The organism is Snodgrassella sp., assembly GCF_024103505.1.
In the GTDB taxonomy this organism is placed as follows: Bacteria; Pseudomonadota; Gammaproteobacteria; order Burkholderiales; family Neisseriaceae; genus Snodgrassella; species Snodgrassella communis.
In genome coordinates, this window is record NZ_JAGGIJ010000003.1 from 109,576 (window position 1) to 135,290 (window position 25,715).

General features: G+C 42.6%; 27 protein-coding genes. 5 read left to right on the plus strand and 22 right to left on the minus strand.

Translation table 11 applies throughout. The features are described from left to right. Positions 1-86: 86 nt before the first annotated feature. Together J6578_RS04675 and J6578_RS04680 are read right to left on the minus strand one after the other, a co-directional pair. The gene (locus J6578_RS04675; protein WP_287952398.1) at positions 87-959 is read right to left on the minus strand and encodes a TPM domain-containing protein; all 873 of its coding nucleotides are present in this window, start codon (positions 957-959) and stop codon (positions 87-89) included. A 706-nt stretch (positions 960-1,665) separates the two neighbouring features. Then, positions 1,666-2,256, minus strand: coding sequence for a LemA family protein (locus tag J6578_RS04680; protein ID WP_239427912.1), 591 nt, complete (start codon positions 2,254-2,256; stop codon positions 1,666-1,668). Positions 2,257-2,400: 144 nt separating this feature from the next. Here J6578_RS04680 and J6578_RS04685 point away from each other — a divergent pair, with 144 nt between their 5' ends. Further along, positions 2,401-2,622 (plus strand): HP1242/YdcH family protein, encoded by a 222-nt coding sequence (locus J6578_RS04685; protein WP_037406160.1) that lies wholly within the window; start codon positions 2,401-2,403, stop codon positions 2,620-2,622. A 266-nt stretch (positions 2,623-2,888) separates the two neighbouring features. On the opposite strand, the gene J6578_RS04690 is transcribed toward J6578_RS04685, so the two are convergent. From J6578_RS04690 to J6578_RS04715, 6 genes are all read right to left on the minus strand, one after another. Beyond that, on the minus strand, positions 2,889-3,350 hold the full coding sequence (locus tag J6578_RS04690; RefSeq protein ID WP_287954002.1) for an acyl-CoA thioesterase: 462 nt from the start codon (positions 3,348-3,350) through the stop codon (positions 2,889-2,891). An 8-nt stretch (positions 3,351-3,358) separates the two neighbouring features. Next, complete coding sequence (gene pyrC / locus J6578_RS04695) at positions 3,359-4,393, minus strand: dihydroorotase (protein ID WP_093091340.1); 1,035 nt, start codon at positions 4,391-4,393, stop codon at positions 3,359-3,361. 145 nt (positions 4,394-4,538) lie between these two features. Then, entirely contained in the window at positions 4,539-4,778 is a 240-nt protein-coding gene (locus J6578_RS04700) for a sulfurtransferase TusA family protein (protein ID WP_037406159.1), read from the minus strand. Between the two features lie 148 nt (positions 4,779-4,926). Continuing rightward, positions 4,927-6,147 (minus strand): RtcB family protein, encoded by a 1,221-nt coding sequence (locus J6578_RS04705; RefSeq protein ID WP_287954003.1) that lies wholly within the window; start codon positions 6,145-6,147, stop codon positions 4,927-4,929. An 810-nt stretch (positions 6,148-6,957) separates the two neighbouring features. After that, complete coding sequence (gene recN, locus J6578_RS04710) at positions 6,958-8,619, minus strand: DNA repair protein RecN (RefSeq protein WP_287954004.1); 1,662 nt, start codon at positions 8,617-8,619, stop codon at positions 6,958-6,960. Between the two features lie 253 nt (positions 8,620-8,872). Then, on the minus strand, positions 8,873-9,769 hold the full coding sequence (locus J6578_RS04715; protein WP_093091141.1) for an NAD(+) kinase: 897 nt from the start codon (positions 9,767-9,769) through the stop codon (positions 8,873-8,875). 703 nt (positions 9,770-10,472) lie between these two features. Here J6578_RS04715 and yhbY point away from each other — a divergent pair. Continuing rightward, positions 10,473-10,763, plus strand: a complete 291-nt coding sequence (yhbY, locus tag J6578_RS04720) for a ribosome assembly RNA-binding protein YhbY (RefSeq protein WP_287954005.1) — start codon at positions 10,473-10,475, stop codon at positions 10,761-10,763. Between the two features lie 88 nt (positions 10,764-10,851). Here yhbY and greA read toward each other — a convergent pair whose 3' ends face one another. After that, positions 10,852-11,328 (minus strand): transcription elongation factor GreA, encoded by a 477-nt coding sequence (gene greA, locus J6578_RS04725; protein ID WP_037406146.1) that lies wholly within the window; start codon positions 11,326-11,328, stop codon positions 10,852-10,854. Then, the gene (locus tag J6578_RS04730) at positions 11,328-11,558 is read right to left on the minus strand and encodes a hypothetical protein (RefSeq protein ID WP_141683401.1); all 231 of its coding nucleotides are present in this window, start codon (positions 11,556-11,558) and stop codon (positions 11,328-11,330) included. Before J6578_RS04730 ends, greA begins: the two co-directional genes overlap by 1 nt. Before the next feature lie 306 nt (positions 11,559-11,864). Between J6578_RS04730 and J6578_RS04735 the strand changes: the two genes are divergently transcribed. Then, entirely contained in the window at positions 11,865-13,070 is a 1,206-nt protein-coding gene (locus J6578_RS04735; protein ID WP_239427917.1) for an MFS transporter, read from the plus strand. Between the two features lie 391 nt (positions 13,071-13,461). After that, positions 13,462-13,899, plus strand: coding sequence for a hypothetical protein (locus J6578_RS04740; RefSeq protein ID WP_287954006.1), 438 nt, complete (start codon positions 13,462-13,464; stop codon positions 13,897-13,899). Positions 13,900-14,232: 333 nt separating this feature from the next. Here the strand turns inward: J6578_RS04740 and J6578_RS04745 are convergent, their stop codons facing one another. From J6578_RS04745 to J6578_RS04800, 12 genes are all read right to left on the minus strand, one after another. Then, entirely contained in the window at positions 14,233-14,766 is a 534-nt protein-coding gene (locus J6578_RS04745) for a single-stranded DNA-binding protein (protein WP_093091149.1), read from the minus strand. Between the two features lie 78 nt (positions 14,767-14,844). Then, a complete protein-coding gene (locus J6578_RS04750) occupies positions 14,845-15,468 on the minus strand; it encodes a lytic transglycosylase domain-containing protein (RefSeq protein WP_093091151.1) in 624 nt (207 codons plus the stop codon). Between the two features lie 230 nt (positions 15,469-15,698). After that, positions 15,699-16,061 (minus strand): VacJ, encoded by a 363-nt coding sequence (locus tag J6578_RS04755; protein WP_287954007.1) that lies wholly within the window; start codon positions 16,059-16,061, stop codon positions 15,699-15,701. 73 nt (positions 16,062-16,134) lie between these two features. After that, the gene (locus tag J6578_RS04760) at positions 16,135-17,070 is read right to left on the minus strand and encodes an MlaA family lipoprotein (RefSeq protein ID WP_338126760.1); all 936 of its coding nucleotides are present in this window, start codon (positions 17,068-17,070) and stop codon (positions 16,135-16,137) included. Continuing rightward, complete coding sequence (locus J6578_RS04765; protein ID WP_093091157.1) at positions 17,067-17,351, minus strand: STAS domain-containing protein; 285 nt, start codon at positions 17,349-17,351, stop codon at positions 17,067-17,069. The genes J6578_RS04760 and J6578_RS04765 overlap by 4 nt, the downstream gene beginning before the upstream one ends. Before the next feature lie 2 nt (positions 17,352-17,353). Then, the gene (locus J6578_RS04770; protein ID WP_093091159.1) at positions 17,354-17,956 is read right to left on the minus strand and encodes an MlaC/ttg2D family ABC transporter substrate-binding protein; all 603 of its coding nucleotides are present in this window, start codon (positions 17,954-17,956) and stop codon (positions 17,354-17,356) included. Between the two features lie 50 nt (positions 17,957-18,006). Continuing rightward, positions 18,007-18,510 (minus strand): outer membrane lipid asymmetry maintenance protein MlaD, encoded by a 504-nt coding sequence (gene mlaD / locus J6578_RS04775; RefSeq protein WP_093091161.1) that lies wholly within the window; start codon positions 18,508-18,510, stop codon positions 18,007-18,009. Positions 18,511-18,534: 24 nt separating this feature from the next. Beyond that, positions 18,535-19,311: a lipid asymmetry maintenance ABC transporter permease subunit MlaE gene (gene mlaE, locus J6578_RS04780; RefSeq protein WP_037405015.1), complete on the minus strand. Its 777-nt coding sequence runs from the start codon at positions 19,309-19,311 to the stop codon at positions 18,535-18,537. Then, a complete protein-coding gene (locus J6578_RS04785; RefSeq protein WP_093091342.1) occupies positions 19,311-20,111 on the minus strand; it encodes an ABC transporter ATP-binding protein in 801 nt (266 codons plus the stop codon). The genes mlaE and J6578_RS04785 overlap by 1 nt, the downstream gene beginning before the upstream one ends. A 76-nt stretch (positions 20,112-20,187) precedes the next feature. Beyond that, positions 20,188-21,174, minus strand: coding sequence for a 4-hydroxythreonine-4-phosphate dehydrogenase PdxA (pdxA, locus tag J6578_RS04790; RefSeq protein ID WP_287954047.1), 987 nt, complete (start codon positions 21,172-21,174; stop codon positions 20,188-20,190). A gap of 128 nt (positions 21,175-21,302) precedes the next feature. Beyond that, positions 21,303-22,262 carry a peptidylprolyl isomerase gene (locus J6578_RS04795; protein ID WP_239363272.1) on the minus strand — a complete coding sequence of 320 codons (960 nt, stop codon included), beginning with the start codon at positions 22,260-22,262 and terminating at the stop codon, positions 21,303-21,305. Continuing rightward, on the minus strand, positions 22,262-24,595 hold the full coding sequence (locus J6578_RS04800; RefSeq protein WP_287954008.1) for an LPS-assembly protein LptD: 2,334 nt from the start codon (positions 24,593-24,595) through the stop codon (positions 22,262-22,264). The genes J6578_RS04795 and J6578_RS04800 overlap by 1 nt, the downstream gene beginning before the upstream one ends. Positions 24,596-24,654: 59 nt before the next feature. On the opposite strand from J6578_RS04800, the gene amgK reads away from it, so the two are divergent. Then, a complete protein-coding gene (gene amgK, locus J6578_RS04805; protein ID WP_093091167.1) occupies positions 24,655-25,659 on the plus strand; it encodes an N-acetylmuramate/N-acetylglucosamine kinase AmgK in 1,005 nt (334 codons plus the stop codon). The last annotated feature ends 56 nt before the right edge of the window (positions 25,660-25,715 follow it).

Sequence of the window (25,715 nt, forward strand, 5' to 3'; positions counted from 1 at the left end):
CCAGAAAAGAAATCACATAATCCATGCAACAAAATAAATAACTATACTTTGTACCTCATACTGCTTTGTTTCAACATGCCCCAAAATTACCAGCGACCAGAAGCACCACCGCCACCATAGCCACCGCCTCCGCCACTAAAGCCGCCACCAGAGCCTCCTCCGCCAAAAAAATCATCGTCTCTGTTGCTATTGTAGCCACCGATAAACACATTACCGGCAAAAATAAAGGTCACGATAAATGACAAAATAGCAATAATTATCGCCACAAACAGATTCCAGCCAATGTACCAGCCTAGCGTTAACACCAGAAAAGCTACAATTGCACTGCCCAGCGTATTGCCAAATATATTCTTTAAAAATGCACCTGCTATAAATATTAGAAACATCGCTTCTACTAACATAGCGGTAAAACTGTTTGTTTGCTGCTGATCTGGTTGCTGTGCTGCTGGTAGATTTTCACCTTTAATCAGTTTTTCCAGCATATCTACTGCCTGTCGCACACCACCATCTGCATTATTTGCACGCAATTGTGGCTGCAACACATTATCCAATATTCTTTTAGCATAAATATCAGGAATGGCACCCTCCAGCCCACGTCCTGGAGCCAGAAATATTTTGTGCTCATCACGCACCAGTAATAGCAACACTCCATCATCCACTCCCTTACGCCCGGGTTTCCAGACATTCATCACTCGAGTGGCGTAATCAAATGGCGTTTCCGGTGCAATAGTAGGTACAGTTAATACCACAATCTGGCTGCCGTGCTCGCGACTGAATGCCCGCAATTGCTTGTTTAAATCATCACGGGTGTCTGGCTGTAACATATTAGCCGTATCCATTACCGGAGCAGTCAAAGCCGGAACTGGTACCAGATTTTCAGCAGCTGATGCCAGCAAGGCAAAGCAACAACCCAGAAGCAATAACAATAAATTGCGGGCTGATAAACGGATTATATTCATGATTTTCACCTTGTTGCTGTACGTACCGAGTTCATACCGGCTAGACAGCTCCTAGCTGTAACAAATAATTGTGCCATATTGTGGCCACTAAAACAGCAATAGCACAAGATAAACAGGAAGTCAGCAAACCGTACTGAATATTCAAATTTTCTGCTTACATTCATGCATGGCCGGTTTATACTCAGGTAACTAATATATCTTAAATATCAGAGCAATTTTGCCATAAAAACAGAATAGCGGTATTTGCAACAAAACAATGAAAAATACAAAATTTAATTTAATTTTAAACAGCTTTATTGGATAAAAACTATTTGGTAATACAATAATATAGGCACAAATACTAATTATGATCTAGACATTAATACTGCCGCCATTACTTCTTTTAAGACTAAGCTACAGCATCCCAATTAATAATATTTAAACAACTGGCTGTTATCAAACCGGCAGGCATCATTATAAATACATCACCATATGCATAGCCAGAAAATTAATGACACCATATCCAGACAGCTAATAGCGCAACTGAATTATATTCTGCAACAACCAAAATTTTGCCTGAATATGCAAGATTGAATGCTATCGAGCTGGTATAAGTCTGCTTTACTGCACCCGAAAAGCCGGTTTTGTAATGATTTGACAGAGAAACAGCCAGTTTATACAAACTGGCTGTTTAGGATTGAAATGAACAATCAGGCAGGCAACTAAACTAGAATTCTACATGCGGAGCCTGCTTCACAGCGGCCTCATTTTCCGGTACAAAATTTGGTCGTACATGCATACCAAAAATTTTGGCGGTGAGATTATTCGGGAAAGAGCGCAACGTAGTGTTATAAACCTGTACCGTCTGAATATAACGGTTACGCGCCAGCGCAATGCGGTTTTCCGTACCTTCCAGCTGCGCCTGTAAATCGCGGAAACTTTGGTCGGCTTTCAAATCAGGATAATTTTCACTTACTACCAGTAAACGGCTCAATGCACTGCTCAGATTACCCTGAGCTTGCGAGAACTGCTGCATTTTTGCCGGATCAACTGCATCGCTGCCAGTCATATTCAGACTGCCAACACGTGAACGAGCATTCGTAACATCAGTTAGAACCTGCTGTTCATGCTTGGCATAGCCCTTCACCGTATTCACCAGATTGGGCACCAGATCAGCACGACGCTGGTACTGATTCAGAACTTCCGACCAGGCCGCATTAGCGGCTTCATCCTGCGATTGCATAGTATTATAGCCGCAGCCACTGAGGCTCAAGGCCAAAATAAATACACTTAGCCAGCCCATCAACCGTTTATACATTGTAAACTCCCATATGTATTATTGTTACATTTTAACATGTTATCGTGACTTTTTACGCCATAATTAGCGCAATCTTATATACCTTAAGCTATAATTAATGCAAAATAATAAAAATCATTTTAACCAAACTGTAAAGGATTTTATATGTTCCCAGAATATCGCGAGCTGATTAGTAAATTGAAGGCGGAAAATAATCATTTTGCCAACCTATTTGAAGAACACAACCGGCTGGATGATAAAATTACCGGTCTGACCAATAATCCTGTTACCAGTGGTCTGGATAATCTAGATGAGCTAAAACGGGAGAAGTTGCGTCTGAAAGACGAAATTTATGCCATGCTACGGGAAGCAGATGGCAAAGCCTGATGTGTAAAACCCTGCCTAAAGCAGGGTTTTTACTGGCTTGAAATATATCAATCAGGTTCAAGTTCAGCGTTACAATTGGTAGCAGATTCATGAGTAGGTCTTAACACAAGTATCTACTGCGATGTTTAATGCCAAACCATTGCCATCCAAAACTTAAGTTGCTGCGTTAGCAACAATTTTTCAGGGTAAATATATCTTTCCTTAATGCCCTAATTAGACATAATCTCTATTTCTGTAACTGATCACTCCACAGATACTTATGCCTTTTATTTTCCGCTTACTTCACTTTTCAACAAAGCAGCAAGACGCTGCTGTATAACAGCCGGAAAAGAAATAGCCCTATTACTGTCCAGATCAAAAGCCACAAATACAACCTGTGCCTGAACCACTGTCTGGCCTGTATTTTTCAGTGTGATAGTCTGACTAACTTCCACTTTACGCGCTTGAACTTTACTAAAAGCTGTAGTAATCAGCAAATCATCACCAAAACCAGCACTGCGCCGGTAACTGATATCAATATTAATCACCGCCATACCACAGCCAGCAGTAGTCAATAACGGCGTTAAACCAGCTTCATCAAAATAGTGCCAACGTGCTTCTTCCAGAAATTCAAGATAACGCGCATTGTTAACATGCCGGTATACATCCAGATGAAAGCCGCGCACCCGAATTTCAGTCTGATGTCTCGGTAGCGGCAACTGAATCATTTTTGTATGTAAATCCTGCATCGTCTGAATTATTCCACTACTGTCCAGCCAATGGTTCCATTTGCACGCAGCGGAATCAGGCGCTCCTGACCATATGGAAAGTGTGGCGGGACAGTTTGAGTACATTTAACCAGTGTGATTGTATCCGTATTCGGATCCAGACCATAAAAACGTGGGCCGTTTTCAGCGGCGAAAGCCTGTAATTTATCCAGTGCTGCGACCTCTTCGAATGCCTCAGCATACAACTCAATAGCCGCAAAAGCACTAAAGATGCCCGCACAGCCACAAGTACATTCTTTACTGGCCTGTGCATGAGGAGCACTATCCGTGCCCAGAAAAAATTTATGTGCCTGTGCACCACAGACAGCCTGTAATAATGCCTGTCGATGGGTTTCACGCTTCAATACCGGCAGGCAATAATGATGTGGTTGTATTCCGCCCGCCAGCAAGGCATTGCGGTTATAAAGTAAGTGTTGTGGTGTTACCGTGGCTGCCACATTATCACCCGCTTCAGCTACCAGCTGTGCTGCTTCTGCGGTGGTAATATGCTCAAGTACCAGCTTCAGGCTGGGCAAACGCTGTAGTAGTGGTTGTAACAGCTCATCAATAAATACAGCCTCACGGTCAAAAATATCGATTTCGCTTTTGGTTACTTCCCCATGAATCAGTAGTGGCAAGCCTACTTCGGCCATAGTTTCCAGTACGGGTAATAAAGCCCATAAATCATTGACACCAGCAGCAGAATTGGTGGTAGCACCAGCCGGATACAGCTTGCACGCAATGATACCGGCAGCTTTGGCTGCGCGGATAAGTGTCGGCGTAGTCTGGTTGGTCAGGTATAGGGTCATCAGTGGCTGAAAATGGCTATCAGCCGGCACTGCGGCCAGAATACGCTCACGATAAGCCATAGCTGCCGCAACTGTGGTTACCGGTGGTTTCAGATTAGGCATAATCACAGCGCGCCCCATCTGACGTGCACTGAATGGCACCACTGCTTTTAAAGCTGCACCATCACGTACATGAAGATGCCAGTCATCGGGTCGGGTTATGGTGAGAGTCTGCATCTGCATCCGTTTCATTAACAGGCTGTTACACTGCTCAAAAAGACAATTGATTAATGTACTACTCTGCCGCTGCTCCGGCATCCGGTACTGGCATAACCCTAAAAAATGCCGAAAATAAGGGTATTAAATCATAGCCAGACTGATTCTAACGGTGTTTTATCCACATGATCATTACACCGTCATCCCTATTTTGCTGATGCAACAATTCATGTCCTGTCTGGCGGCAAAAAGCAGCAAAATCATCTGGCGCACTTTTATCCGTTGCCAATACCTGTAATACCTGCCCACCATCCAGTGCCGCCAGCGCTTTTTTGGCACGCAGAATCGGCATCGGGCAATTCAGACCGGTAACATCCAAAATAGCATCACTATGTGGTTCGCTCATAAACAACCCATCACAGATTATTGTAAAACACAATTATACAACGTGCATGCAAGAGACCAAACATTCTCAGCGGTAAACAGCCACAATCACAGCAATATTAATTACAATACAGCACCCACCAGATACATTCTGGCTGCATAACATTACTTCAGCCTTTCACACATACCACCTGCCGTAAGCGATGCACAATTTCTACCAACTCATTCTGTGCCGTCATCACAGCATCAATATCCTTGTAGGCCATCGGAATTTCATCAATCACATTGGCATCCTTGCGGCACTCCACATGAGCAGTAGCCTGAATCTGGTCAGCAATACTGAATCGTTTTTTGGCTTCGGTACGGCTCATCACTCTTCCGGCACCATGCGAGCAGGAGCAGAAACTGTCTGCATTACCTAAACCTTTGACAATATAACTCTGCGCACCCATTGAACCGGGAATAATGCCCAGTTCCCCTGCACGGGCTGAAACCGCACCCTTACGGGTAATATAAACTTCAGCACCAAAATGCTGCTCTTTCTGCACATAATTATGATGACAGTTTACTGCGGCCAGATGAGTATTAAAGGGTTTGCTGATTACCTGACGCAACGCCATAATCACATTGTGCATCATCGTTTCACGGTTTAAGCGCGCAAATTCCTGTGCCCAGTGTACGGCTGAAACATAATCCTCAAAATGTTCAGTGCCTTCACGCAAATAAGCCAGATTTTCATCAGGCAGATTCTGAATATGCACCTGCATATCCTTTTTCGCCAGTTCAATAAAAAAAGTACCAATGGCATTGCCAATACCGCGTGAACCACTATGCAACATTATCCACACCCGCTCAGCCTCATCCAGGCAGATTTCAATAAAATGATTGCCAGTGCCAAGCGTACCCAGATGGTGGTAGTTATTAGTATTGAGAAATCGCGGATATTTGGCGGTGAGCTGTTCAAATCCCGGCAGCAGTTGCTGCCAGTACTGGTCAACCACTGAGGGCGGACTCTGCCAGCTGCCCTGATCGCGACCCCGATGTCTGGGCGACAGCCCGTATGGTACCGCTTTTTCGATCTCCCGCCGTAACCCTTGCAGATTATCCGGTAAATCAGCCGCCATCAGTGAAGTCTGCACCGCCATCATGCCACAACCAATATCCACGCCCACAGCGGCCGGAATTATTGCACCAGATGTAGGTATAACACTGCCAATAGTAGAACCTTTCCCCACATGCACATCTGGCATAACCGCAATGTGCTGGAAAATAAACGGTAATTGAGCAGTTTTAATCAGTTGCGCTTTGGCTTTCTCATCTACCGGCACCCCTTGGGTCCACATCTTAATTGGTCTGGCATGTTCCGTTTGCAGTAAATTATATGTCGTCATTTTACCCCCTTGTTACCGCTTTATTTTTCATTAATCTGGCTAATTCAGGCTGGTAGTCAATGCCTTATAGACGGACAGCATATTTTCCAAAGTATTGTTGCTGTTAACAAAACTTGCCAGAACGATTAACCAAAAAGTTATAATACAGCAATGATATGTACCATATCATAGCAGAATTAAGTTCTATTATAGCTATCGCTCGGATTGAATAGCTTGCCTGTTGGACAGATAACCTTAAAACCCACAGGCAGACACACTAAAATTCTAAATCTTTCGATTTTTTAACTCTGCGATAATCATTCGATTGTTCTATCAAATGTATTTCCTAAAACCTCATCAGCTGCTTTATTATAGCTTAAAGCTTTATTTAAAATTTGTCTTGGCCTCCTTAGAGAAATCTAATCTTAATTAATAAGCCCCTCTCACATACCATAGCCCTTACCAATATAACAATGTAATTATCATTTTCAATGGGCAAATAATTTCTTCAAATTTCTCTACTTCTATCTAATTTTCCATAATCTAACAGTAAAAATTGACTTTTGAGATTCAAGATCAGAATCCAATCATCCTACTTAATAATTTTGTTAGAAAAATTTCCTGATGATTTTAGTATTTTATACTGATTCAGCATATTACTATCTATTTCGTATATTACATTAACTAAAAATACAATTTTTCTTAAACCAGTTTTGCCATAGTTCACTTCACACAGCTTTATAAATCACAGCATACTAAGCGTGAGAACTGAGCAGAATTTAGCAACAAAGATAATCCTTAGCTTTACCCGATAAAACCAGCATAACAGCTTCAATCTTGCGCCAGCTCCAGCATCTCCTTGGCATGATTACGCGTAGTGTCGGTAATAGTTTCACCACCAAGCATACGCGCAATCTCATCAACACGTTCAGCAGATGTTAAAACCTTTATTTCGCTGAATGTCTGCCCCTTACTGCTGTGTTTGCGTACCTGCCAATGCTGCTGTCCACAGGCAGCCACTTGTGGTAAATGGGTGACAGCCAGTATCTGACGGTTTTGTCCCAGACTGCGCAAAGCATGGCCAACAACATCGGCCACAGCCCCCCCAATACCGGTATCTACTTCATCAAAAATCAGCGTAGGTACAGCATTGTATTGACTAGTCACCATCTGCAACGCCAAACTGATACGTGCCAGTTCACCGCCGGAAGCCACTTTACTCATGGCACGTAAAGGTGTGCCCTGATTGGCCGCTACCTGATACTGTACCTGCTCCAGACCATGCAAAGAAGGTGAGGCACTTAGAAGTTCAATGTTAAAGCGTGCGCCCTGCATCGCCAGATTCTGCATGTGGGCAGTGGTTTGCTTCGCCAGCTTTTTGGCTGCCTGATGACGCTTTGCCGATAACTGCTGAGCTGCCTGCATATATTCATTTTTGCGCTCAGCTACCCGTGCATGTAATGCTTCAATATCTGCGGATGCTTCCAACTCGTTCAAGGCAGCTGCAACCTTAGCCAGTTCTTCAGGCAGCTGCGGTGGCTCCAACCGGTATTTACGCGCCACACTCATTAATTCCTGCATTCGCTGTCCCTGCTGTGCAAGCAGATTTTCATCTGTTTCAACACTAGCACTGGCTTCGCGCAGATAAGCACTCACTTCTCCCAATTCTGCTTCTACCGACTCCAATAATGTCACACTATCGGCAAAAGCAGGCGCAGCATTGGCCAGTACAGCCAGTTGCTGCCGGCAGTGATATAAACGGCCTTGCAAGCCATCATCACCATTAATTATTTCCTCCACGCTGGCTGCTGTATGCAGGATATCAGCTGCATGCACCAGTGCATCATGGCTCTGGCTAAGAGCATCCCATTCATTTTCTTGCAGATTCAATGCATTGAGTTCATCAAAGCGCCATTGCAAACGCTCACGTTCAATATTCAGGCTGTCCGCCTGAGTTTGTGCTTTTTCCAGCTCACGTTCTGCATCATGCCAGCGCTGATAAGCTTCGCGTACCTGCGCAACTTCCTTATCTGCACCTGCAAAAGCATCCAATAATACACGTTGTGCGGCTTCACTATTTAAAGAGTGATGGGCATTCTGACCATGAATATCAATCAGCAATTCGCCAATCTGGCGTAACTGACCAAGCGTTACTGCCTGATTATTGATAAAGCTGCGGCTTTTTCCTTTCACATCAATTATGCGACGGATACTCAACTGCGTTTCGTGTTCAGCCAGCAATCCTTGTTCCTGTAATAGCACACACGCCTGCGGTACATCACCAACATCAAATAGCGCAGATAACTGTGCCTCTTTGGCGCCATGGCGAATCTGTCCGTAATCAGCCTTATCACCTAGCAACAGACCTAAAGCATCCAGTGTAATCGATTTGCCCGCACCGGTTTCCCCTGTCAGAACAGTAAACCCGCCTTGAAAACTCAGATTCAGCTCATCAACAATCACAAAGTCCCGCAAAGATAACGCCAAAAGCATAAACAGCCTTTCTGAAAGAAAGCATTAATAATTTAGACCTGATTTTAGTATTTTTTAGAAGAACAGGAAACACTTTTTTAGAAAAAACTAAAATTACCTGTAATAAATTTCGATTTTATTAATTATTACCACATTTTTCTGATTATCGTCGAGATGATACTTTTGCCTTACAACTAGAGCTGGCCTCAAAAATTCATCAAAGCAGGATTAATTTCTGATTGAGTAAATATGATTTATATCCATTACTTCCTCCTTATACCAATTGATCACCCCAATGCAGTTTCTGGCGCAAAGTTTTGTAATACTGGTAATTAATCGGATGCAGAATTCTGAGAGAATTGCGATAACGATTGATACATACCTTATCCATACTCTTCAAATCAAAAAATACCTGACCATCGAAATGAGCACGAGCGTCACTGCCTTTAGTAACCAGCACTTCAATTTCACTGGTATCATTAACAGCAATTGGTCGGTTTGACATTGATTGCGGGCAAATAGGTACTAGACTAAAAGCACGCAAAGTCGGTTGCAGAATCGGGCCACCTGCAGCCAGTGCATATGCTGTTGAGCCTGTCGGCGTAGACACAATTAAACCATCCGAACGCTGAGTGTAGACAAATTCTTTATTAATAAAAACTTCAAATTCAATCATCTGCCCCAGCGCACCACGGCTAAGCACCACATCGTTCAACGCCAGCGAATGATAAACGTCCTCACCGGCGCGTACCACCGTGGCTTCCAGCAAAATACGTTCTTCAGGCAAATATTTTCCAGTAAGCATACCGGACAGCTCAGTTATCATTTGTGCTCGAGGCACTTGTGTCAAAAAGCCCAGATGCCCCTGATGTATGCCAATCAACGGTACTCGGTATGGCGCCAGTTTGCGAGCAACTGACAGCAATGTACCATCACCACCCAGTACAATAACCAGATCACAACGCCGCCCCATATCAGATTTTCTGATGACATGACAATATTGAAGCTGCTGCGGATTAATCTGGTTATCTGCTTGCGCCTCACTATCCAGATATACCGAAAGACCTTCATTGCATAAAAAAGCAATAAGTTCATTCAATACTGCACTCATCATCGGCGTTTGTGGCCGCGTCACTATACCGATATGATTAAACTGGCTATTCCTATTCATGAAGATATTTATTCCTGACTAAGTAGCTCACTTTACTAAAGCTACAATAATTTTTGTCCTGTTATTATAAATGTTAATGCATCAACATACTTGTATTATGTAATCTTTCGCCGAAAATACAAAAATCATTTATACGAGACAAGTTAAACATTAGCCTGAAACAACAAAACAGAACAATGATTCTTTATACATTGTCCCAAACTTCTGTATAGAAAAAAGCGCATAAATAATATCCCTGAGCATAACCAGAAGTATATGCTGAAAAATATGATATCCTGCGCCCACAATACCGCTACATACACGCTAATATATTAATCTTAAATAGCCTCAAGCAAAATTTAAATGTTCAAATCCAAATAAGCAACCCAGCAAATGCCATCAACCTGAAATCAATTCACCAATTAAGCGACATATTATCAAAGATTGATATACCAAATAGAAATCCCAAACAACGAATCAGTCATGCCTGATCAGCATACTTCTGCCAACCAATTCACGCCCATCATCACAACCTACCCCATAAGCACGATATATGAGCTCAGATTCAATTATCCTGCGAAATACCTAATATTACGCATATTGAATAAAATAAGATTGATATTAACTATAAAAATTTATATGTCTCATTTAAAATAGCCCAATTTCAATCTAACCAGCGTATCTGCTAACCAGATAAGCAGGTTTTAACCATACGGAAACTAAAATGGCAACTGATAAACTAAACAGTAAAAATAAAATGGCATTAAAAGCACGTGCACATCAACTTCATGCCGTTGTACTAATTGGACAACACGGACTAACTACCGAAGTAATCGCCGAAACTAACCGCAATCTTGATGCACACGAGCTGATAAAAGTACAGGTAGCTGGCGACGACCGTGCACAGCGTATTGCCATTGCTGAAGCACTGTGCACAGCAACTGGTGCAAAACTGATACAGCATATCGGCAAACAGCTGGTGTTATACCGCCAGAAATCCGAAACAACTGAATAAACAAAAGCGATTCATTCCATGAATCGCTTAGTTATTTACCCCTAGTGGTTTAACCCAAGACAACAGGCAACTGATTAAAACCACCTGCCTAAATATAAAAAACCTCAAGAATTTCATATTCACGCACACCACTGGGTGCCTGAACCTCAGCCACATCGCCTTCTTCCTTGCCTATCAGCGCGCGCGCTATCGGTGAGCCAACAAAAATCTTTGCCTGTTTAATATCGGCCTCATCTTCACCAACGATCTGATAACTAACCACTTCTTCAGTTTCCAGATCCTGCATTTTCACTGTTGCCCCAAATACCACTTTACCATCAGCATTGGTTTCTTTCGGGTCAATAATGTGTGCCAGAGAAAGTTTATGCTCAATTTCAGCAATCCGGCCTTCAATAAAGCCCTGTTTTTCCTTAGCAGCTTCGTATTCTGCATTTTCCGACAGATCGCCATGTGAACGTGCCTCAGCAATAGCCTCAATCACAGCCGGACGAGCCACACTCTTGAGTTCTTGCAGTTCCTGCTTCAGCAAATCGGCACCATTTACGGTCAATGGAATTTTTTGCATCATATTTCTCCAAGATACCGAAGTCGAATGCTCCAACGGTATTTCGCATTAATAACAAAAAGCAAGCCGCCCGATTCTGGCGGCTTGCGCTGTTCCATAGATGCTATTTTAGCAGACCAGTATAAAATAGCAAAGCTTATTTCGCAGGTGTAGAAATAAGTTCTTAGCTCCTGCTTTAAGATTGGCTGATGATTTTTGCCATCATTCGATACATTTGCAGATTCCAGCACAACATCGGCTCATTGTTTGGTCTATGATTACATTATGCCAATAATATATCTAGTTCTCCTTTAATGTATGCATAAGCTATACCTAAAACCATAAATAGCTGCATCATCCACTATTATTGCGCATAATATTAAAAAATAGACAAACTGACACAGTAACATAAACATTATTCATATGATAATAAAATTATACCGATTATTTATTATATGTTTACATATTAATTATTTTGTTTACTCACATACCGAAACAGCATAGCATCAAAAAACGCATACAATTTCGTATGATATTTAAAAGAAAGCAAGACAAAAATGGATAAAAAAAATAATTATCGTTGGTTTGTACTTGCAATTGGTGTTCTGGCACAAGCAACATTTGCAATGGGTTTTGCTGGTACTCCCATCACTGGAATTTTAATGCGAGATGCTTACCATTTTTCATTATACGAGCTTAGTTTTGTTTTAGGTTCAATGGGATTAGGAGTTGCAGCTTCCGAAATAATTTGGGGGATTCTGACAGACAAATTAGGTGATAAAAAAGTTCTGATTTTCGGCTTATGGTCATCAGCCATAGTATATGCCTTAATCGCCATATCACTTACGCCAGAGGCTTCACTTGGCGGCGTTAAGTATTTACACTTGGGAGTGGCACTAGCAGTCACAGGAGCGCTCAGTGGCAGTATTAACTCATCATCTGGCAGAACAGTGATGTCATGGTTTGATGATAATGAGCGTGGATTTGCCATGAGTGTTCGCCAGACTGCAATTCCGGTTGGCGGGGCAATTGGTACAGGGCTACTGCCTTGGCTGGCCTATTCATATGGTTTTGAACTAATGTTTATTGTGCTAGCCATCGCAGGTTTCAGCGTGGGGCTTGTAGTTGTATTGTTCATTAATACCAAACACGCCGAATCAGAATATACATCTAAATCAATGCTCACTATTCCTTCACCACTGAAAAGTGTTGAAGTATGGAAGATTGTTATAGTGGCTGGTTTTCTAACAGTACCTCAAATGGCCATACTTACATTTGGCAGCATTTACATGCGCGATATTCTACATATAGGTTTGGCATCAATCTCCATTATTCTTATTGGTGTGCAGATTGGCGGCGGAATGCTCAGGATTTGGTCCGGATACTATACAGACAAAAAAAAGAATCGCATTTCCTTACTAAAATATTACGCCATACTTGGTGGAATTGCCTCTTTGCTGCTCTGTGTAATGGTGAATAATACATATATGGGTGTTGTATTTGTTGTACTAACTGGTTTATTTGGTCATGCGTGGCATGGTATCGCTTATACCGAAGTGGCGGTGAAAGCTGGCATTGAACGGGCAGGAACAGCCCTAGGTATGGTTGGTACTACCGTATTTATCACTTCGTTTCTAACACCTATTATCATTGCCTGTATTGCCGATGGCTACGGATGGAGTGCTGTATGGGGCGCGGTAGCTATGCTGACATTTGCCACATTATTGTGTTTTATTCCATTCTCAAACAGAAGTAAATTTTAGTTTCTATCGCCCAAATCGATAAACCATTAAGCACGATGTAACGCAATAACCTTTTAATTTAATCCTTTTGTATGCAAACTAAATTGCCTTATCAAATATGATTAAATAATACAGTTTAATTGTTCTTATCTCGTAAGCAATATTAACCCTATTTATTGTTAAATATCCATTCAGTAAAGCGCACTTTGTTCAGGCAGTTCTTTAAGAGTCTTTTTCAAAAAGTTCCAGCATACAACGATCGTGCGCTTTCATTTGCGTTAATATTGGCGACAAGCGATTCAAATCAGCGTAATGAATATAGGAAATGAATTACATAAGCGTCATTTAGATGATATTCTAAATCAGCTAAATGCCATGTTCCTTAATACAACTTTTTATCTAATATAAAGTTATGAATAAAAACGTATTCATCATATTATTTGTTCTGCTTCTAGCCTCGTACAATAAAATTGAAGTAATAGAAGAGAATAATCGGGAGAGTCACATAGTAGTTAATAAAGAGTTAAATAGGGCCGATAGCGATACTATGGAAAAATTTATGAACTTTAATCAGATAGAACAAACACCTGTAGATAGTCTGATAAAAAAATACCCGCCCTTGTGGGATAAAACTTTTATTCTGGGTAAAAAAGACGGTTTTATTACCGAATTTAGAGTAGGACTATTCAAACAATTTACACAAAAGGAAATAAGGAGCAGAGATATAAAAATTAGGGAAGTAACTTGGGCTAGCAGTGATGAAGAAAACCTCACTGTTTGGTTTGAAGAAAAAGACCACAAATGGATTCCTGTTGAACATTTAATCTGGGATAAAAATGCTGAGTTTTAATGTTTACTTTAGCAATCAAATATTTCTCCTATAGGTGGCTGTACTATTTTAGGGAATAGTTACATATTAGATACAATTAGCCTAATCAAGATGCAGGTTTTAACGTATAAAAATATGGCATAGTTACCAGTAAATGAGATTAAAACCAACTATTATGCTGATTAATCACAATTCGGTTTACTCAATCTGCACTAAATAGGTTGTTTGAGTATTAGTGTCTTCCCTCATTAAATAAAACGCCCTTCAAATATACATCTGAAAGGCGAAAATTACCAAAAATCAATTTATCCAGCTAATTCAGTCATGAATTGGTTTTTAATCAATTTTGGATGATTAAAAAGGAATATCGTCATCAATATCATCCACCGGCGCCGGAGTTGGTGCTGGTCGTGGTGCCTGCCGACGTGGTGCTGCCGGTGGTGGACTGGAAGCAGCAGGCGCAGCATCATAACCGCCCTGGCTATAGTTATTGCCGCCCTGAGCATAATCAGCACCGCCACCGGCCTGATCATAGCCACCACCAGCGCTGGCGCCATCATTACGGCTGCCCAGCATTTTCATTTCATTGCCGATGATGTCGTAAGCTGTTCGTTCAATACCATCTTTGCCACTGTATTTACGGCTTTGAATACGGCCTTCAATATACACCTGACTACCTTTACGCAGATACTGGCTGGCTATTTCACCCAGCTTGCCAAACAGTGTAATGTTGTGCCATTCAGTACGGGTCTGGCGTTCGCCATTGCGGTCACGCCATTGTTCATCAGTAGCGATAGAAAAATTGGTTACTGCATCGCCGCTAGGCATATATCGCGTTTCCGGATCTCGCCCCAAACGCCCAACCAGGATGACTTTATTAACAGACATGGTGGTTTCCTAATAATGAATACAGGTAATCTTCGCAGACAACCCATGTTGATAAGATTTTTTGTTACAGAATGCTTGTTATGCCCATTGCCAGTGCCGCTGCCAGGCACCAATAACAGCATTTGAATAAGTAGTACGACCCAAACTGCCATTATAACGCGCCAGTGCTCTTGCCATATTACCATTCTCTCGATTTCGATAATAACGCAGAATGGTGCAACCATAGCGTAAGTTAGTGCGAATATCGAATAAGTTATGTTCTGGACGACCTATCTGCTTTACCCAGAAAGGCATTACCTGCATCAGCCCGCGAGCACCTACACCAGAAATAGCATACTGGCGAAAACGGCTTTCTACTTCAATTAAACCAAGTATCACCTGTGTATCCAGACCGGCACGCATCGCTTCATACTGGATATTGGTAAGTAGCCGTTTACGCGCATACTCATCTGGAACATATGGCGTAAGCCGTGTTGACATGGCATTTAACCAGCGGCTGGCTTCTGCAGGTGAAGCAAAAATCAACCGTGGTGGATTGGCATTATTGACAGCATTGCGCATAATGGAAGTCACGTCATCAGAAAGCGTTTCTTCACGTTGTGCTCCAGCCAGTGCCATCCGTGGCATGGCTACACCAAGCATGGCCGCGCTGCCTGCCAATAATAACCGACGTCGCGATACAGTCTTACTTCTGTACTGCATATGAGTTAATTCCAGTTGTGTACAACATATAAACTAAGTTAAAAGTTGATTGATTGTATACAATTGTAATGGATTATTTTAAATCAGGTTAGCAAGATTAAAGATTTTGCAATTAATTTATAGTTTAACAGGGTGATTTTAATACAGAATAATAAATGTCACAGAATAGCTTTTAATATAAAAAAGCCGATGTTTAACATTGGCTTTTTTATATAAGCAATAATACTGATTTAATTCAGAACAATAGATACGAATGTTTCGCGTGCCAGTTCCTCCTGCGCCAGATCGGTTACCACTGTTGAAATCTGTACCCCAAACCAATCCTTAAAATTATCAAAGCTTAAAGTTGGCCATAAGCTTTCATCCTCGCACCAGTCAGCCAGTTCAGCAGCAAAAATATCCTGATAACGCTGCTCAACTTCAGTCCATAAATCATTAGCATCCTCACGAGCAGAAGTCAGATAGGCATTGGCATCCTGCTGTAAAACCTCCAATGATAACTCTTCCAGATCAATATCTGGCAGGTTTTGTAACCATGCCCAGAATGGTTCAAGCGGAATGAGCAAAAATACACTGCGGTTTACTTCATACATAATTGCATCCCTGTGGTAATACGACCAGATTTTCAGTTACAAGTTTAAATTCTGGCAATGCCCATATTTGTGCTTAGTGCACATTCCAGTAAGGCTGGTTGACTGAGGCTGTATCAGCAGGTGCTGTAGTAGTACCGGCAACATATTCAGCAGAAGATACTGGCTCAGTTTTTACATGCTTGCTGTTGGTAGATGGTACAGAGGTCTTGATTGCTGCATCAGCAGGTTTATCTGCTGTAGCTGATGCTGGCTGTGTATGGGTGCTATTACCACCATCTGGTGCCACCAGATTGTCGATATCGTCGTCATCGTCCTCATCATCAGCAGGAAATAATGTACCTCCAACCTGTTGATTACGCAGTCTCATATACATATCACGCATATAAGTATAGCGATCCAGCGCTGCATCATTCAAGCTATCGGTTACATCCAGCAAAGCCTCACGAGTAGCAACTCCATTTAAGCCGGTAACACTCCAGCGTACAGTGTTATCCTTGAAAATAGCATTTTCTACTGGAAATGCATCAGTGATGGTGCTACCAATACTGTCACGTACGGTTGATGGACCCAAAATCGGATAAACAAAGTAATGACTGTTTTTCCAGCCCCATGAGGCAAAGGTGTCACCAAGTGTATTTTTATTATTCGGAATCTGACCTGCATCAGCAATATTCAGCAAACCGCCCAAACCAAAGGTGGTATTGATGCCTACGCGTACAAAATCTGTACTAGCCTTCTCAATATCCAGCCGCAACAGATTACTGCCGAAACTGACTACATCGCGTAGATTATTGAAAAAGTTGTTTACTCCGGTACGTACAGGTGACGGTGTTACTTTACGATAACCACGAGCTACCGGTGTCATGATGTAACGATCCAAATGATCATTAATATTAAACATTACCCGGTTATATCCTTCATAGGGGTCTTTATAGGCCTGCTCTTCAGCCCAACCCGCCTGACTCAGAAATAATAGCAGTGTGGCTGCCAGCAACTTTTTCTTACTCATTGTAAAGATTCCTCTACACCATAGAGTGCCATTAGGGTAATCAGTCCTGATGGCACACCAGTGATGTGCAACATAAATTTCTGTCTGTGTGCCAATCGCTTTGCGGCAATTAGTAAAGCCACACATGCTGAATCAGCTTCAGTGACGCCACTAACATCTATTTTTTCAATGCCTTCATTCTGAATACAATTGCAGAATCGCTTGTAATCGCTCTCCCCTACTGTACTCATGGTTATCTTGTCATGAAGCATCAGGGTTTTACCCTGCACAGTGGTCTGCACGGTTAATTACCGTTTTTCGCATGCAGATCAGCTATCAGTCCATCAATCCCTTTTTGGCTAATAGTCTGGTTGAATTGGTTACGGTAAACAGTCACTAAGCTAGCACCTTCTACCGTGACATTATAAATACGGTAAATATTTCCTGATTGATAGGTAGCATAATCCATACGTACTGGTTTACTGCCTGGTGCAGTAACATCGACACGTATAGTTACTTCACGCCCGTTTTTTGTCACTATCGGGTTATTGTTTACGTTGGCCTGTGCATTTTTAAATTTTAGCATTGTGCCGGAATAGGTTCGAATCAATAATGTCTTAAATTCTTGTGTCAAGGCCTGCTTCTGCGCAGGTGTTGCTCCCCGCCATGGAGCGCCTACAGCCAAAGCGGTCATACGTTCGAAATCGAAATATGGTGTTGCATAATTTTCTGCTTGTCTGCGCACTTGGTTATCATTACCGCCATTAGCAGCCCTGAGAATATTCAATACCTGATCGGCATTATTTTTAAGCTGAGTCACAGCCTGCTGTGGTGTCGCACATGCAATGCTGATACTCATAATACCAATACTTAATGCTCCTAATAGAGCTGATTTATTTAATTTCATAATTTTATCCTTCAAATTAAGAATACTTATTTTTCTCTAAATATTACTGCTTAATTACTCGCAGCAGTACTATTTGTTTTATTATCACTCTTGGCGTTACCTTCAGCAAAATTAGTCATGAATTTACCGATTAGTTGTTCCAGTACTAAAGCTGAACCAGTAAGATAAATTTCACTTCCATCAGTAAGATTATCCGGATCACCGCCCGGAGACAATCCGATATATTGATCACCCAACAATCCAGAAGTCAGAATTTGTGCAGAAGTATCCGTGCTTAATTGATATTTCTTATCAATTTTTAAAGTAACTTTTGCCTGATAATCTTTGGTATCAAGCACAATTTTATCCACTCTTCCTATAACCACACCGGCTATTTTGACAGGAGCCTGAGCTTTCAGCCCGCCAATATCATTAAATGATGCAGTTACAGTATAGCTAGGTTGTGCAGAACCGATACCATTACCACCAGCCACGCGAAAAGACAAAAATAGGATCGCCACTATGCCTATTAGAACGAATAGACCAACCAGCATTTCCAGACTGTTTTTTTTCATATCATTACCCTGTTAATCTGTATCTTATTTGGTAAACATCAGAGCTGTCAGCATAAAATCCACTGCCAGAATGGTCAGAGAACTGGATACTACGGTACGTGTATTAGCGCGCAAGATGCCTTCTGAAGTAGGCTTTGCATAAAAACCCTGATAAACCGCGATTAGTGTGACTACTACACCAAACACAAGTGACTTGATCAGACCGTTCACTACATCGTAATAAAAATCCAGATTGTTCTGCATTTGCCCCCAGAATACACCGTTGTCCATACCAAAATAGTTTACGCCAATCTGATAAGCGCCATATACACCAGCTACATTGAATATTGAAGCCAGCAAAGGCATGGAAAGCACACCAGCCCAGAAGCGCGGTGCCACTACCCGTGCCACCGGATCAATAGCCATAACATTCATTGCTTCCAGCTGCTCTGTGGTTTTCATTAGACCAATTTCACTGGTCATTGCACCACCGGCACTACTGGCAAACAGGATTGCTGCAAGCACTGGACCCAGTTCCCGCAGCATGGCTGCTGCCACCATATAACCAAGGATATCAGCCGACTTGAATTTAGCCAGCTGCGTATAAGCCTGTAAGCCCAGTACCATACCGACAAATAACCCTGATACGGCAATAATTATGATGGAGAGAACACCGGAAAAATACATTTGCCGAATCATGAGGCTCGGACGGCGTAATACTGTTCCACTACGCATCAGGACGGCAAACAGGAACAGTACGGCACGCCCCAGATGCTGGACAAAACTCAGGGTTTTTGCACCCAGTTGCTCGATTGCTTTCATCACGCGATATCTAAATCCTGTTGTAAGGTTGTGGTTGCCGGATAGCGAAATGCTACAGGCCCGTCAGCCAGTCCATGAATAAACTGATTTACCCATGGTGAATCCAGCTTACTCATTGCATGCGGAGAACCTGAAAAAATTATTTCTCCATGTGCCAGAAATACTACATGACTGGCAATATCCAGTGATTGCTGAATATCGTGTGTCACCATGACACTAGTGGTTTGCAAAGCCTTATTGATTTTACTTACCAAACTGGCTATTACGCCAAGTGAAATCGGATCCAGCCCTGTAAATGGTTCATCATATAACAATAGTGCCGGATCCAATGCGATTGTGCGCGCCAATGCCACCCGGCGAGACATGCCGCCGGAAAGCTCGGATGGCATTAAATGTTCTACTCCGCGCAAGCCTACTGCATTCAGCTTCATGATCACCAGATCATGAATCATAGTTTCCGGCAAATCGGTGTGCTCACGCATCGGATAGGCTACATTATCGAAAACAGACAGATCCGTAAATAGAGCACCAAACTGAAACAGCACGCCCATGTTGCGGCGGTGGTGATACAGTTCTTCACGATTAAATTTGGCAATATCGCGGCCATTAATCAACACTTGTCCCTGCTGTGCGGTAACCTGGCCAGTAATTAAGCGCAACAGTGTGGTTTTACCACTACCGGAACTACCCATAATAGCGGTGAAGCTACCTTGTTCCAGTTTAAAATTAATGTTTTTCAAAATGGTGCGATCGCCATAGGCGAAAGCCACATCTTTCATTTCAATAAACGGCGTAGCCATATTCAGATTTCCCATGCCGTATAGCAATTTAGATTTTATGATGTCTGCTGGTATTTATCAAATACAGGTGTATGCACTAATTAGGCTTCCAGTACTGGCTCATTTCAACCGCGGTATTAATGGCAGCAAACAGGCTGCTACTGGTAGCTTTGCCTGTAGCTGCAAGATCCAGTGCCGTACCATGATCCACTGAAGTACGGATAAAAGGCAGTCCGAGAGTAATATTGACTCCCTCACCAAAACTTGCATATTTTAATACTGGTAAACCTTGATCATGATACATCGCCAGAACTGCATCAGCCTGTTCAAGCATAAAAGGCTGAAATAGCGTATCTGCCGGAAATGGCCCGGTGATTTTCATACCTTGCTGCTGTAACTGGCCAATTACCGGCATAATAATATTGTTTTCCTCATGCCCCAGATGGCCACCCTCACCAGCATGAGGATTAAGTCCCGCAACCAGAATACGTGGCTGTAGCAAGCCAAATTTTTGCTGTAAATCAAGATGCAGAATAGTTAATATTTCTGTTAGTAGTTCTGCTGTCAGAGTATCGGCTACATTTCGCAGCGGTAAATGAGTAGTAGCCAAAGCCACTTTCAGGCCACCACCAGCAAGCATCATCACTACCCGTGGCGTTGCACTTTTGGCCGCCAGATATTCTGTATGACCACTAAACTGGATACCACTATCGTTGATAATTCCTTTATGTACCGGAGCTGTCACCATAGCTGCAAACTCATTTTGCTGAATGCCAATGTGGGCTCTATCCAGAAGTTGCAATACATAAGCAGCATTGTGCACGTTTAATATTCCTGCTTGTGCCGGTACCTGCAGCGGAGTGTGGCACACTTCCAGTATTCCGTGTGCAGATTTACCATCTGGCCGATACGGCTGGATGATTATATTCTTTCCCAGTAATGCTGCCCGCTGCTGCAATAGCTGCATATCCCCAAGTACGACTATGCGTCCCGGTAAATCACCGGCAGCCAGATCCAAGCAAATATCGGGACCAATACCAGCTGGTTCACCACTGGTAACAGCAATAACCGACTGGTTATTCATGTGACTCATATTAACATTCTGATTGCATTAAATACTGACGCATCAATAGAAGTAGAGTTTACAGCCAGTATGTCAAAAGACAGTTGCTGATGGCTGCAAACTGGGTGGATTAGCCTGCATCAGAAATATTAATCCAGAGGACGAATATTGATATAAGCCTGATCATGCAGCTGTTTCAGGAAATTCTGTAATAAAATTCCACGTTTTTCCTGTACCAGCACTGCACGCATACCATTACGCTGACGTTCTGAAGGGCTATCATTGCTTCTCACGTCTACCAGACGTATTACATGCCAGCCAAACTGGGTACGCACTGGCAAGGATATCTGCCCGGGTCGCAATGTTTTTACAGCTGCTTCAAATGGCGGTACGGTTTCACCGTCAATAATCCAGCCCAGATCACCACCATTTTGTGCACTGCCATCCTGTGAATACTGTCGTGCCAGTTGTTCAAATGAAGCACCGGAACGCGCCTGCTGGGCAATCTGCTCAATCAGCTTACGCGTGATATCATTATCATTTTTCAACAGAATATGTTGTACATGATAAGAATAGGCTGTCACTGGTGGCGGCAATTGCCGGCCTTCCTGCTGTGCCCGGGCAATGGCATCGTCAACTTCGGCATCACTTACCTGACTCTTACCCATGACTTCACTTTGTTCGATTTTCTGTGCCAGCAGGTTTTCAGTCATAGTACGACGTAACTGGTTTTCGCTAATACCTTCTTTTGCAATGCGCTGAATCAGCTCTTTAACACTCATGTGTCGTTGTGCTGCAAACTGTTCAATAGCTTCATTTATATCAGCATTACTCAGACGGATATTGGCACGTTTGGCCGCTTGTATCAGTAAATCTTTACGTATCAGCTGTGCCAGTGCCTGCTGCTGCAAATCTGCAGTATTAATGTTTTGGCCTTTTGGCAACTGTGAACGCATCTGGGCAGTAACCAGATCCAGCTCCTGCCGTGTAATCACATCATCGTTGACAACAGCGACAATGTTATCCACTGGTTTAATATCCAGAGCCTGTGCTGAAGGTAAGGCGAGAGCCAGCAGGCTTGCTGTCAGCCAGAAATGTGTGCGCTTCATTAGTGTTTTACCTCATAAGTATTGCTGTAACCGGGGATTTGAGAACTGAGCTGATTGAGTGGTCCGTTACCTACTCCAGTCAAGTCACGCAGCTGTAATTGAAATAATACGGCAGTTTTGCGTTTTTTATAGTCATCAGTATAACGTGTTCCTACTAGACCAGCACTCCAGCAGTGACATGGGCTCTGATATTCAAAACCTACTGTCTGACTTAGTGAAGTACTGTGCGTAAAATCATAATTTTGTCGCGCAACCAGATAGTAATTACGGGTTAAAGGCCACTGCACACCTACATCAATTGTACGCATTTTGCCATAAACATCGTCATATAAATTTTCGTCACGGCCATATTTATAGCGTACGCTTACTGTCTTACCCGGCTTTGGCGTGTAGCGGATACCAAAGTTATAACTTTCAGATGTCTTCAAATCCTGATTATAATGCCATTTAGATTCAGCAGTAATGTGATTACTCAAGGCTGCACGACCAAAAGCAACTATATCTGAGCGTTTACGTTCTTTATTTTTTGGGGTGTTGTCATTCAATTTAACATTGTCATCACGGAAATAAAAACGCTGGCCAATACCGGCCGCAAAGCGCTCTATACCACTAGTACTATCATAAATGCGTGATTGCAGTGCAGTAGTCAGAAAGTTGGCTGCATTGATTCTATCCTGACCGGAATAACGATTTTCACGAAAGAGCTGATCGTAAGTAAAGCTGTTTTCTGCGGTATCAAACAGCGGTATATCATCCTGGTTCCGTCTCGGAATGTAGGTATAAAACAAGCGTGGTTCTAGCGTCTGGATAAAACCTTTATGCAAATGGCGAGTTTCCCACAAACGTTCAAACGTAATACCTGAGTCTACGCTGAATAATGGCACTACCCGATCCATATTGCGGCTATCCTGATTATTCTGCTTACTTATATCATAATGAGTAGCATGAAAACTCAGTTTAGGCCGAATATAGCCCCAGTTATTGGCATAATCTGCCGTAAAGGTTGGTAATAATAACAAACGGGTGCCATTAGGATATTTATACATCCAGTCTTTATGTCCAGTTTGCCGACCTTCAAAGCGGGTTGCCGCTGCATACACATTAACCGCATAATGATTACCAAAATAACGATTCCAGGTAGCAGACAAGTGTGGTAGCCGTGAATAAGGCTGATCTTTATAGCCGCTGGTAGAAGCCAGAGTCTGATACTTCTGTACCATTAAATTACCATCAAAGGTTCCACCCCATAAATCCTGATGGTAATTCAGCCATGCCTGCCGGTTAAGGTTGACACTGCCACTGTCTCCATTCCAGAAATCACGGCGATAATCATCATCTGAAACCTGATGGTAATCAATACCTCCCGTTAATCCCTTTGCCAGTTGCTGGGTATGGGTAAAATCGATTTCTGCACGATTCTTGTGACTGCTTTTCTGATCATTAGGTACCCAGTCGGCACTGAGCTGTCCCTGATATTTAGGTTGAAGATAGCGAAAATCACCCCCCAGCTGTATACCACGGCTGCTGATAAAATGTGGGCGAATAGTCGCATCATAGTTGGGCGCTAGATTCAGATAGTAAGGAGTCATTAACTCAAAACCATCAGACCCTCCCTTGATTGTAGGCGCCAGAAAACCGCTTTTACGGCTGCCGTTTAACGGGAAATCAATCCATGGTGTATAAAACAGTGGTACCCCGCCAAATACCAGTGTTGCATTACGCGCTACACCAACATTTTTATCATAATCCAGATCAATACTGCCGGAACGGATATACCAGCTGTCGTCCCCCGGATTACAGGTATTGAATTTGGCACTTTGCAGACGGTAGCGATTTTTACCGCCCATCTGTATCTCATCACCAACTCCCTGTAGACGCCGGTTATCCTTTTCCATCTCAAAACGTCCGGCATCACCTACACCAGTACTTTTAGCCATGTCATAGGTCACATGTTCACCGGTAACACGTCCCTGACCATTATCCAGCGTAAAGTGATCACCAGCTTTAATAATCTGGGTCTGCTGATCATAATCAGCCCAGTCTGAATTCAGAGTAACGTCATTACGTTCAATAATGACATTGCCTTTGGCATGAACCTGAACCTGGGACTGCCCGTTAACATCATCAGCCACAAGCCGTGTAACATCGGTACCGAGGTTAGTTTCACCACTGCTCTGCACTGGTTTGACAAAATGTTGCGGACGCTGTGGTGCCGTACAGACATTGCCTTCTCCCATAGACAGAGGAGAGGCAGCAATAGCTAGCCCGGGTAAGGTACAAAAAACCGTAGTTAATGCCAAAACCAATGGTTTGGGAGAGAATAAGTAGGACAATGTATCACCTTAACGGCTTTGCCAGTTAAAATAGCGTTTATTTTAACCTGAAAAATGTCATGCAACGAGAATCCGCACTAAAAAAATGGTTACATACCTGCTATCCACAACAGGATTTTGTTTTAAGCTTCGCTGCTGCCGATGCTGATTTCCGGCGTTATTTCCGGGCTGAGTTTCATGATGGACAGACAGTAATCTGTATGGACGCGCCTCCAGATAAAATGAGCATCCAGCCTTATATGAAAGTACAGAAGCTTTTTCAAGCCATCAATGTTCCAGAAATTTATCACGCAGATGAACAACTGGGATTCATGACTCTGCAAGACTTTGGCAATACGCCCTATCTGGCTGCACTGCAACAGGATAAACGTATTGAAGTACACAAAGTATTATTGCTAGAAGCGATTGATGAACTCATCAAACTGCAAACAGCCAGTCTTCCTGATCAGCTTCCGGTCTATGATGAAGCTGTATTAAAGCGTGAAATGCAACTTTTTCCTGAATGGTACGTACAAAAAGAGCTGGGTTTGTCTTTGACAGAAAAGCAGCAACAACTGTGGCAGCAGAGCCTAGCTGCCATTCTACCTGTTATTCTCGCACAGCCACAGGTTTATGTGCATCGCGATTACATTGTACGCAATATCATGCTCACCCATAACCGCCCCGGTATTCTGGATTTTCAGGATGCATTATATGGCCCAATTACTTATGATTTGGTATCGTTATTACGTGATGCCTTTATTGAATGGGATGAAGAATTTATCCTTGATATTGCCATTCGTTACTGGGAAAAAGCACGGGCTGCCGGGCTGCCGGTACGTACTGATTTTGATCAGTTTTATCGTGATTTTGAATGGATGGGCGTGCAACGCCATCTGAAAGTAGCCGGTATCTTTGCCCGCCTGTATTATCGTGATGGTAAAGACAAATATCGTGGTGAAATTCATCGTTTCCTGAAATATTTGCGTAAGACCAGCCGCCGTTATCATGAATTGCGCCCATTACTGCAATTAATCACCGAGCTGATAGGAGCGGAAGAAGTTCAGACCGGTTACACTTTCTGAAATAATCAATCACATCTGAAAAATAAAAATATCCAAGCTGCTTTAACTGTAAGCAG

What these genes read in the sequence shown, in the direction of transcription:
- J6578_RS04675 (WP_287952398.1), bottom strand. Translation starts at nt 959, where the DNA reads ATGAATATAATCCGTTTATCAGCCCGCAATTTATTGTTATTGCTTCTG.
- J6578_RS04680 (WP_239427912.1), bottom strand. Translation starts at nt 2,256, where the DNA reads ATGTATAAACGGTTGATGGGCTGGCTAAGTGTATTTATTTTGGCCTTG.
- J6578_RS04685 (WP_037406160.1), top strand. Translation starts at nt 2,401, where the DNA reads ATGTTCCCAGAATATCGCGAGCTGATTAGTAAATTGAAGGCGGAAAAT.
- J6578_RS04690 (WP_287954002.1), bottom strand. Translation starts at nt 3,350, where the DNA reads ATGCAGGATTTACATACAAAAATGATTCAGTTGCCGCTACCGAGACAT.
- pyrC (WP_093091340.1), bottom strand. Translation starts at nt 4,393, where the DNA reads ATGCAGACTCTCACCATAACCCGACCCGATGACTGGCATCTTCATGTA.
- J6578_RS04700 (WP_037406159.1), bottom strand. Translation starts at nt 4,778, where the DNA reads ATGAGCGAACCACATAGTGATGCTATTTTGGATGTTACCGGTCTGAAT.
- J6578_RS04705 (WP_287954003.1), bottom strand. Translation starts at nt 6,147, where the DNA reads ATGACGACATATAATTTACTGCAAACGGAACATGCCAGACCAATTAAG.
- recN (WP_287954004.1), bottom strand. Translation starts at nt 8,619, where the DNA reads ATGCTTTTGGCGTTATCTTTGCGGGACTTTGTGATTGTTGATGAGCTG.
- J6578_RS04715 (WP_093091141.1), bottom strand. Translation starts at nt 9,769, where the DNA reads ATGAATAGGAATAGCCAGTTTAATCATATCGGTATAGTGACGCGGCCA.
- yhbY (WP_287954005.1), top strand. Translation starts at nt 10,473, where the DNA reads ATGGCAACTGATAAACTAAACAGTAAAAATAAAATGGCATTAAAAGCA.
- greA (WP_037406146.1), bottom strand. Translation starts at nt 11,328, where the DNA reads ATGCAAAAAATTCCATTGACCGTAAATGGTGCCGATTTGCTGAAGCAG.
- J6578_RS04735 (WP_239427917.1), top strand. Translation starts at nt 11,865, where the DNA reads ATGGATAAAAAAAATAATTATCGTTGGTTTGTACTTGCAATTGGTGTT.
- J6578_RS04740 (WP_287954006.1), top strand. Translation starts at nt 13,462, where the DNA reads ATGAATAAAAACGTATTCATCATATTATTTGTTCTGCTTCTAGCCTCG.
- J6578_RS04745 (WP_093091149.1), bottom strand. Translation starts at nt 14,766, where the DNA reads ATGTCTGTTAATAAAGTCATCCTGGTTGGGCGTTTGGGGCGAGATCCG.
- J6578_RS04750 (WP_093091151.1), bottom strand. Translation starts at nt 15,468, where the DNA reads ATGCAGTACAGAAGTAAGACTGTATCGCGACGTCGGTTATTATTGGCA.
- J6578_RS04755 (WP_287954007.1), bottom strand. Translation starts at nt 16,061, where the DNA reads ATGTATGAAGTAAACCGCAGTGTATTTTTGCTCATTCCGCTTGAACCA.
- J6578_RS04760 (WP_338126760.1), bottom strand. Translation starts at nt 17,070, where the DNA reads ATGAGTAAGAAAAAGTTGCTGGCAGCCACACTGCTATTATTTCTGAGT.
- J6578_RS04770 (WP_093091159.1), bottom strand. Translation starts at nt 17,956, where the DNA reads ATGAAATTAAATAAATCAGCTCTATTAGGAGCATTAAGTATTGGTATT.
- mlaD (WP_093091161.1), bottom strand. Translation starts at nt 18,510, where the DNA reads ATGAAAAAAAACAGTCTGGAAATGCTGGTTGGTCTATTCGTTCTAATA.
- mlaE (WP_037405015.1), bottom strand. Translation starts at nt 19,311, where the DNA reads ATGAAAGCAATCGAGCAACTGGGTGCAAAAACCCTGAGTTTTGTCCAG.
- J6578_RS04785 (WP_093091342.1), bottom strand. Translation starts at nt 20,111, where the DNA reads ATGGCTACGCCGTTTATTGAAATGAAAGATGTGGCTTTCGCCTATGGC.
- pdxA (WP_287954047.1), bottom strand. Translation starts at nt 21,174, where the DNA reads ATGAATAACCAGTCGGTTATTGCTGTTACCAGTGGTGAACCAGCTGGT.
- J6578_RS04795 (WP_239363272.1), bottom strand. Translation starts at nt 22,262, where the DNA reads ATGAAGCGCACACATTTCTGGCTGACAGCAAGCCTGCTGGCTCTCGCC.
- amgK (WP_093091167.1), top strand. Translation starts at nt 24,655, where the DNA reads ATGCAACGAGAATCCGCACTAAAAAAATGGTTACATACCTGCTATCCA.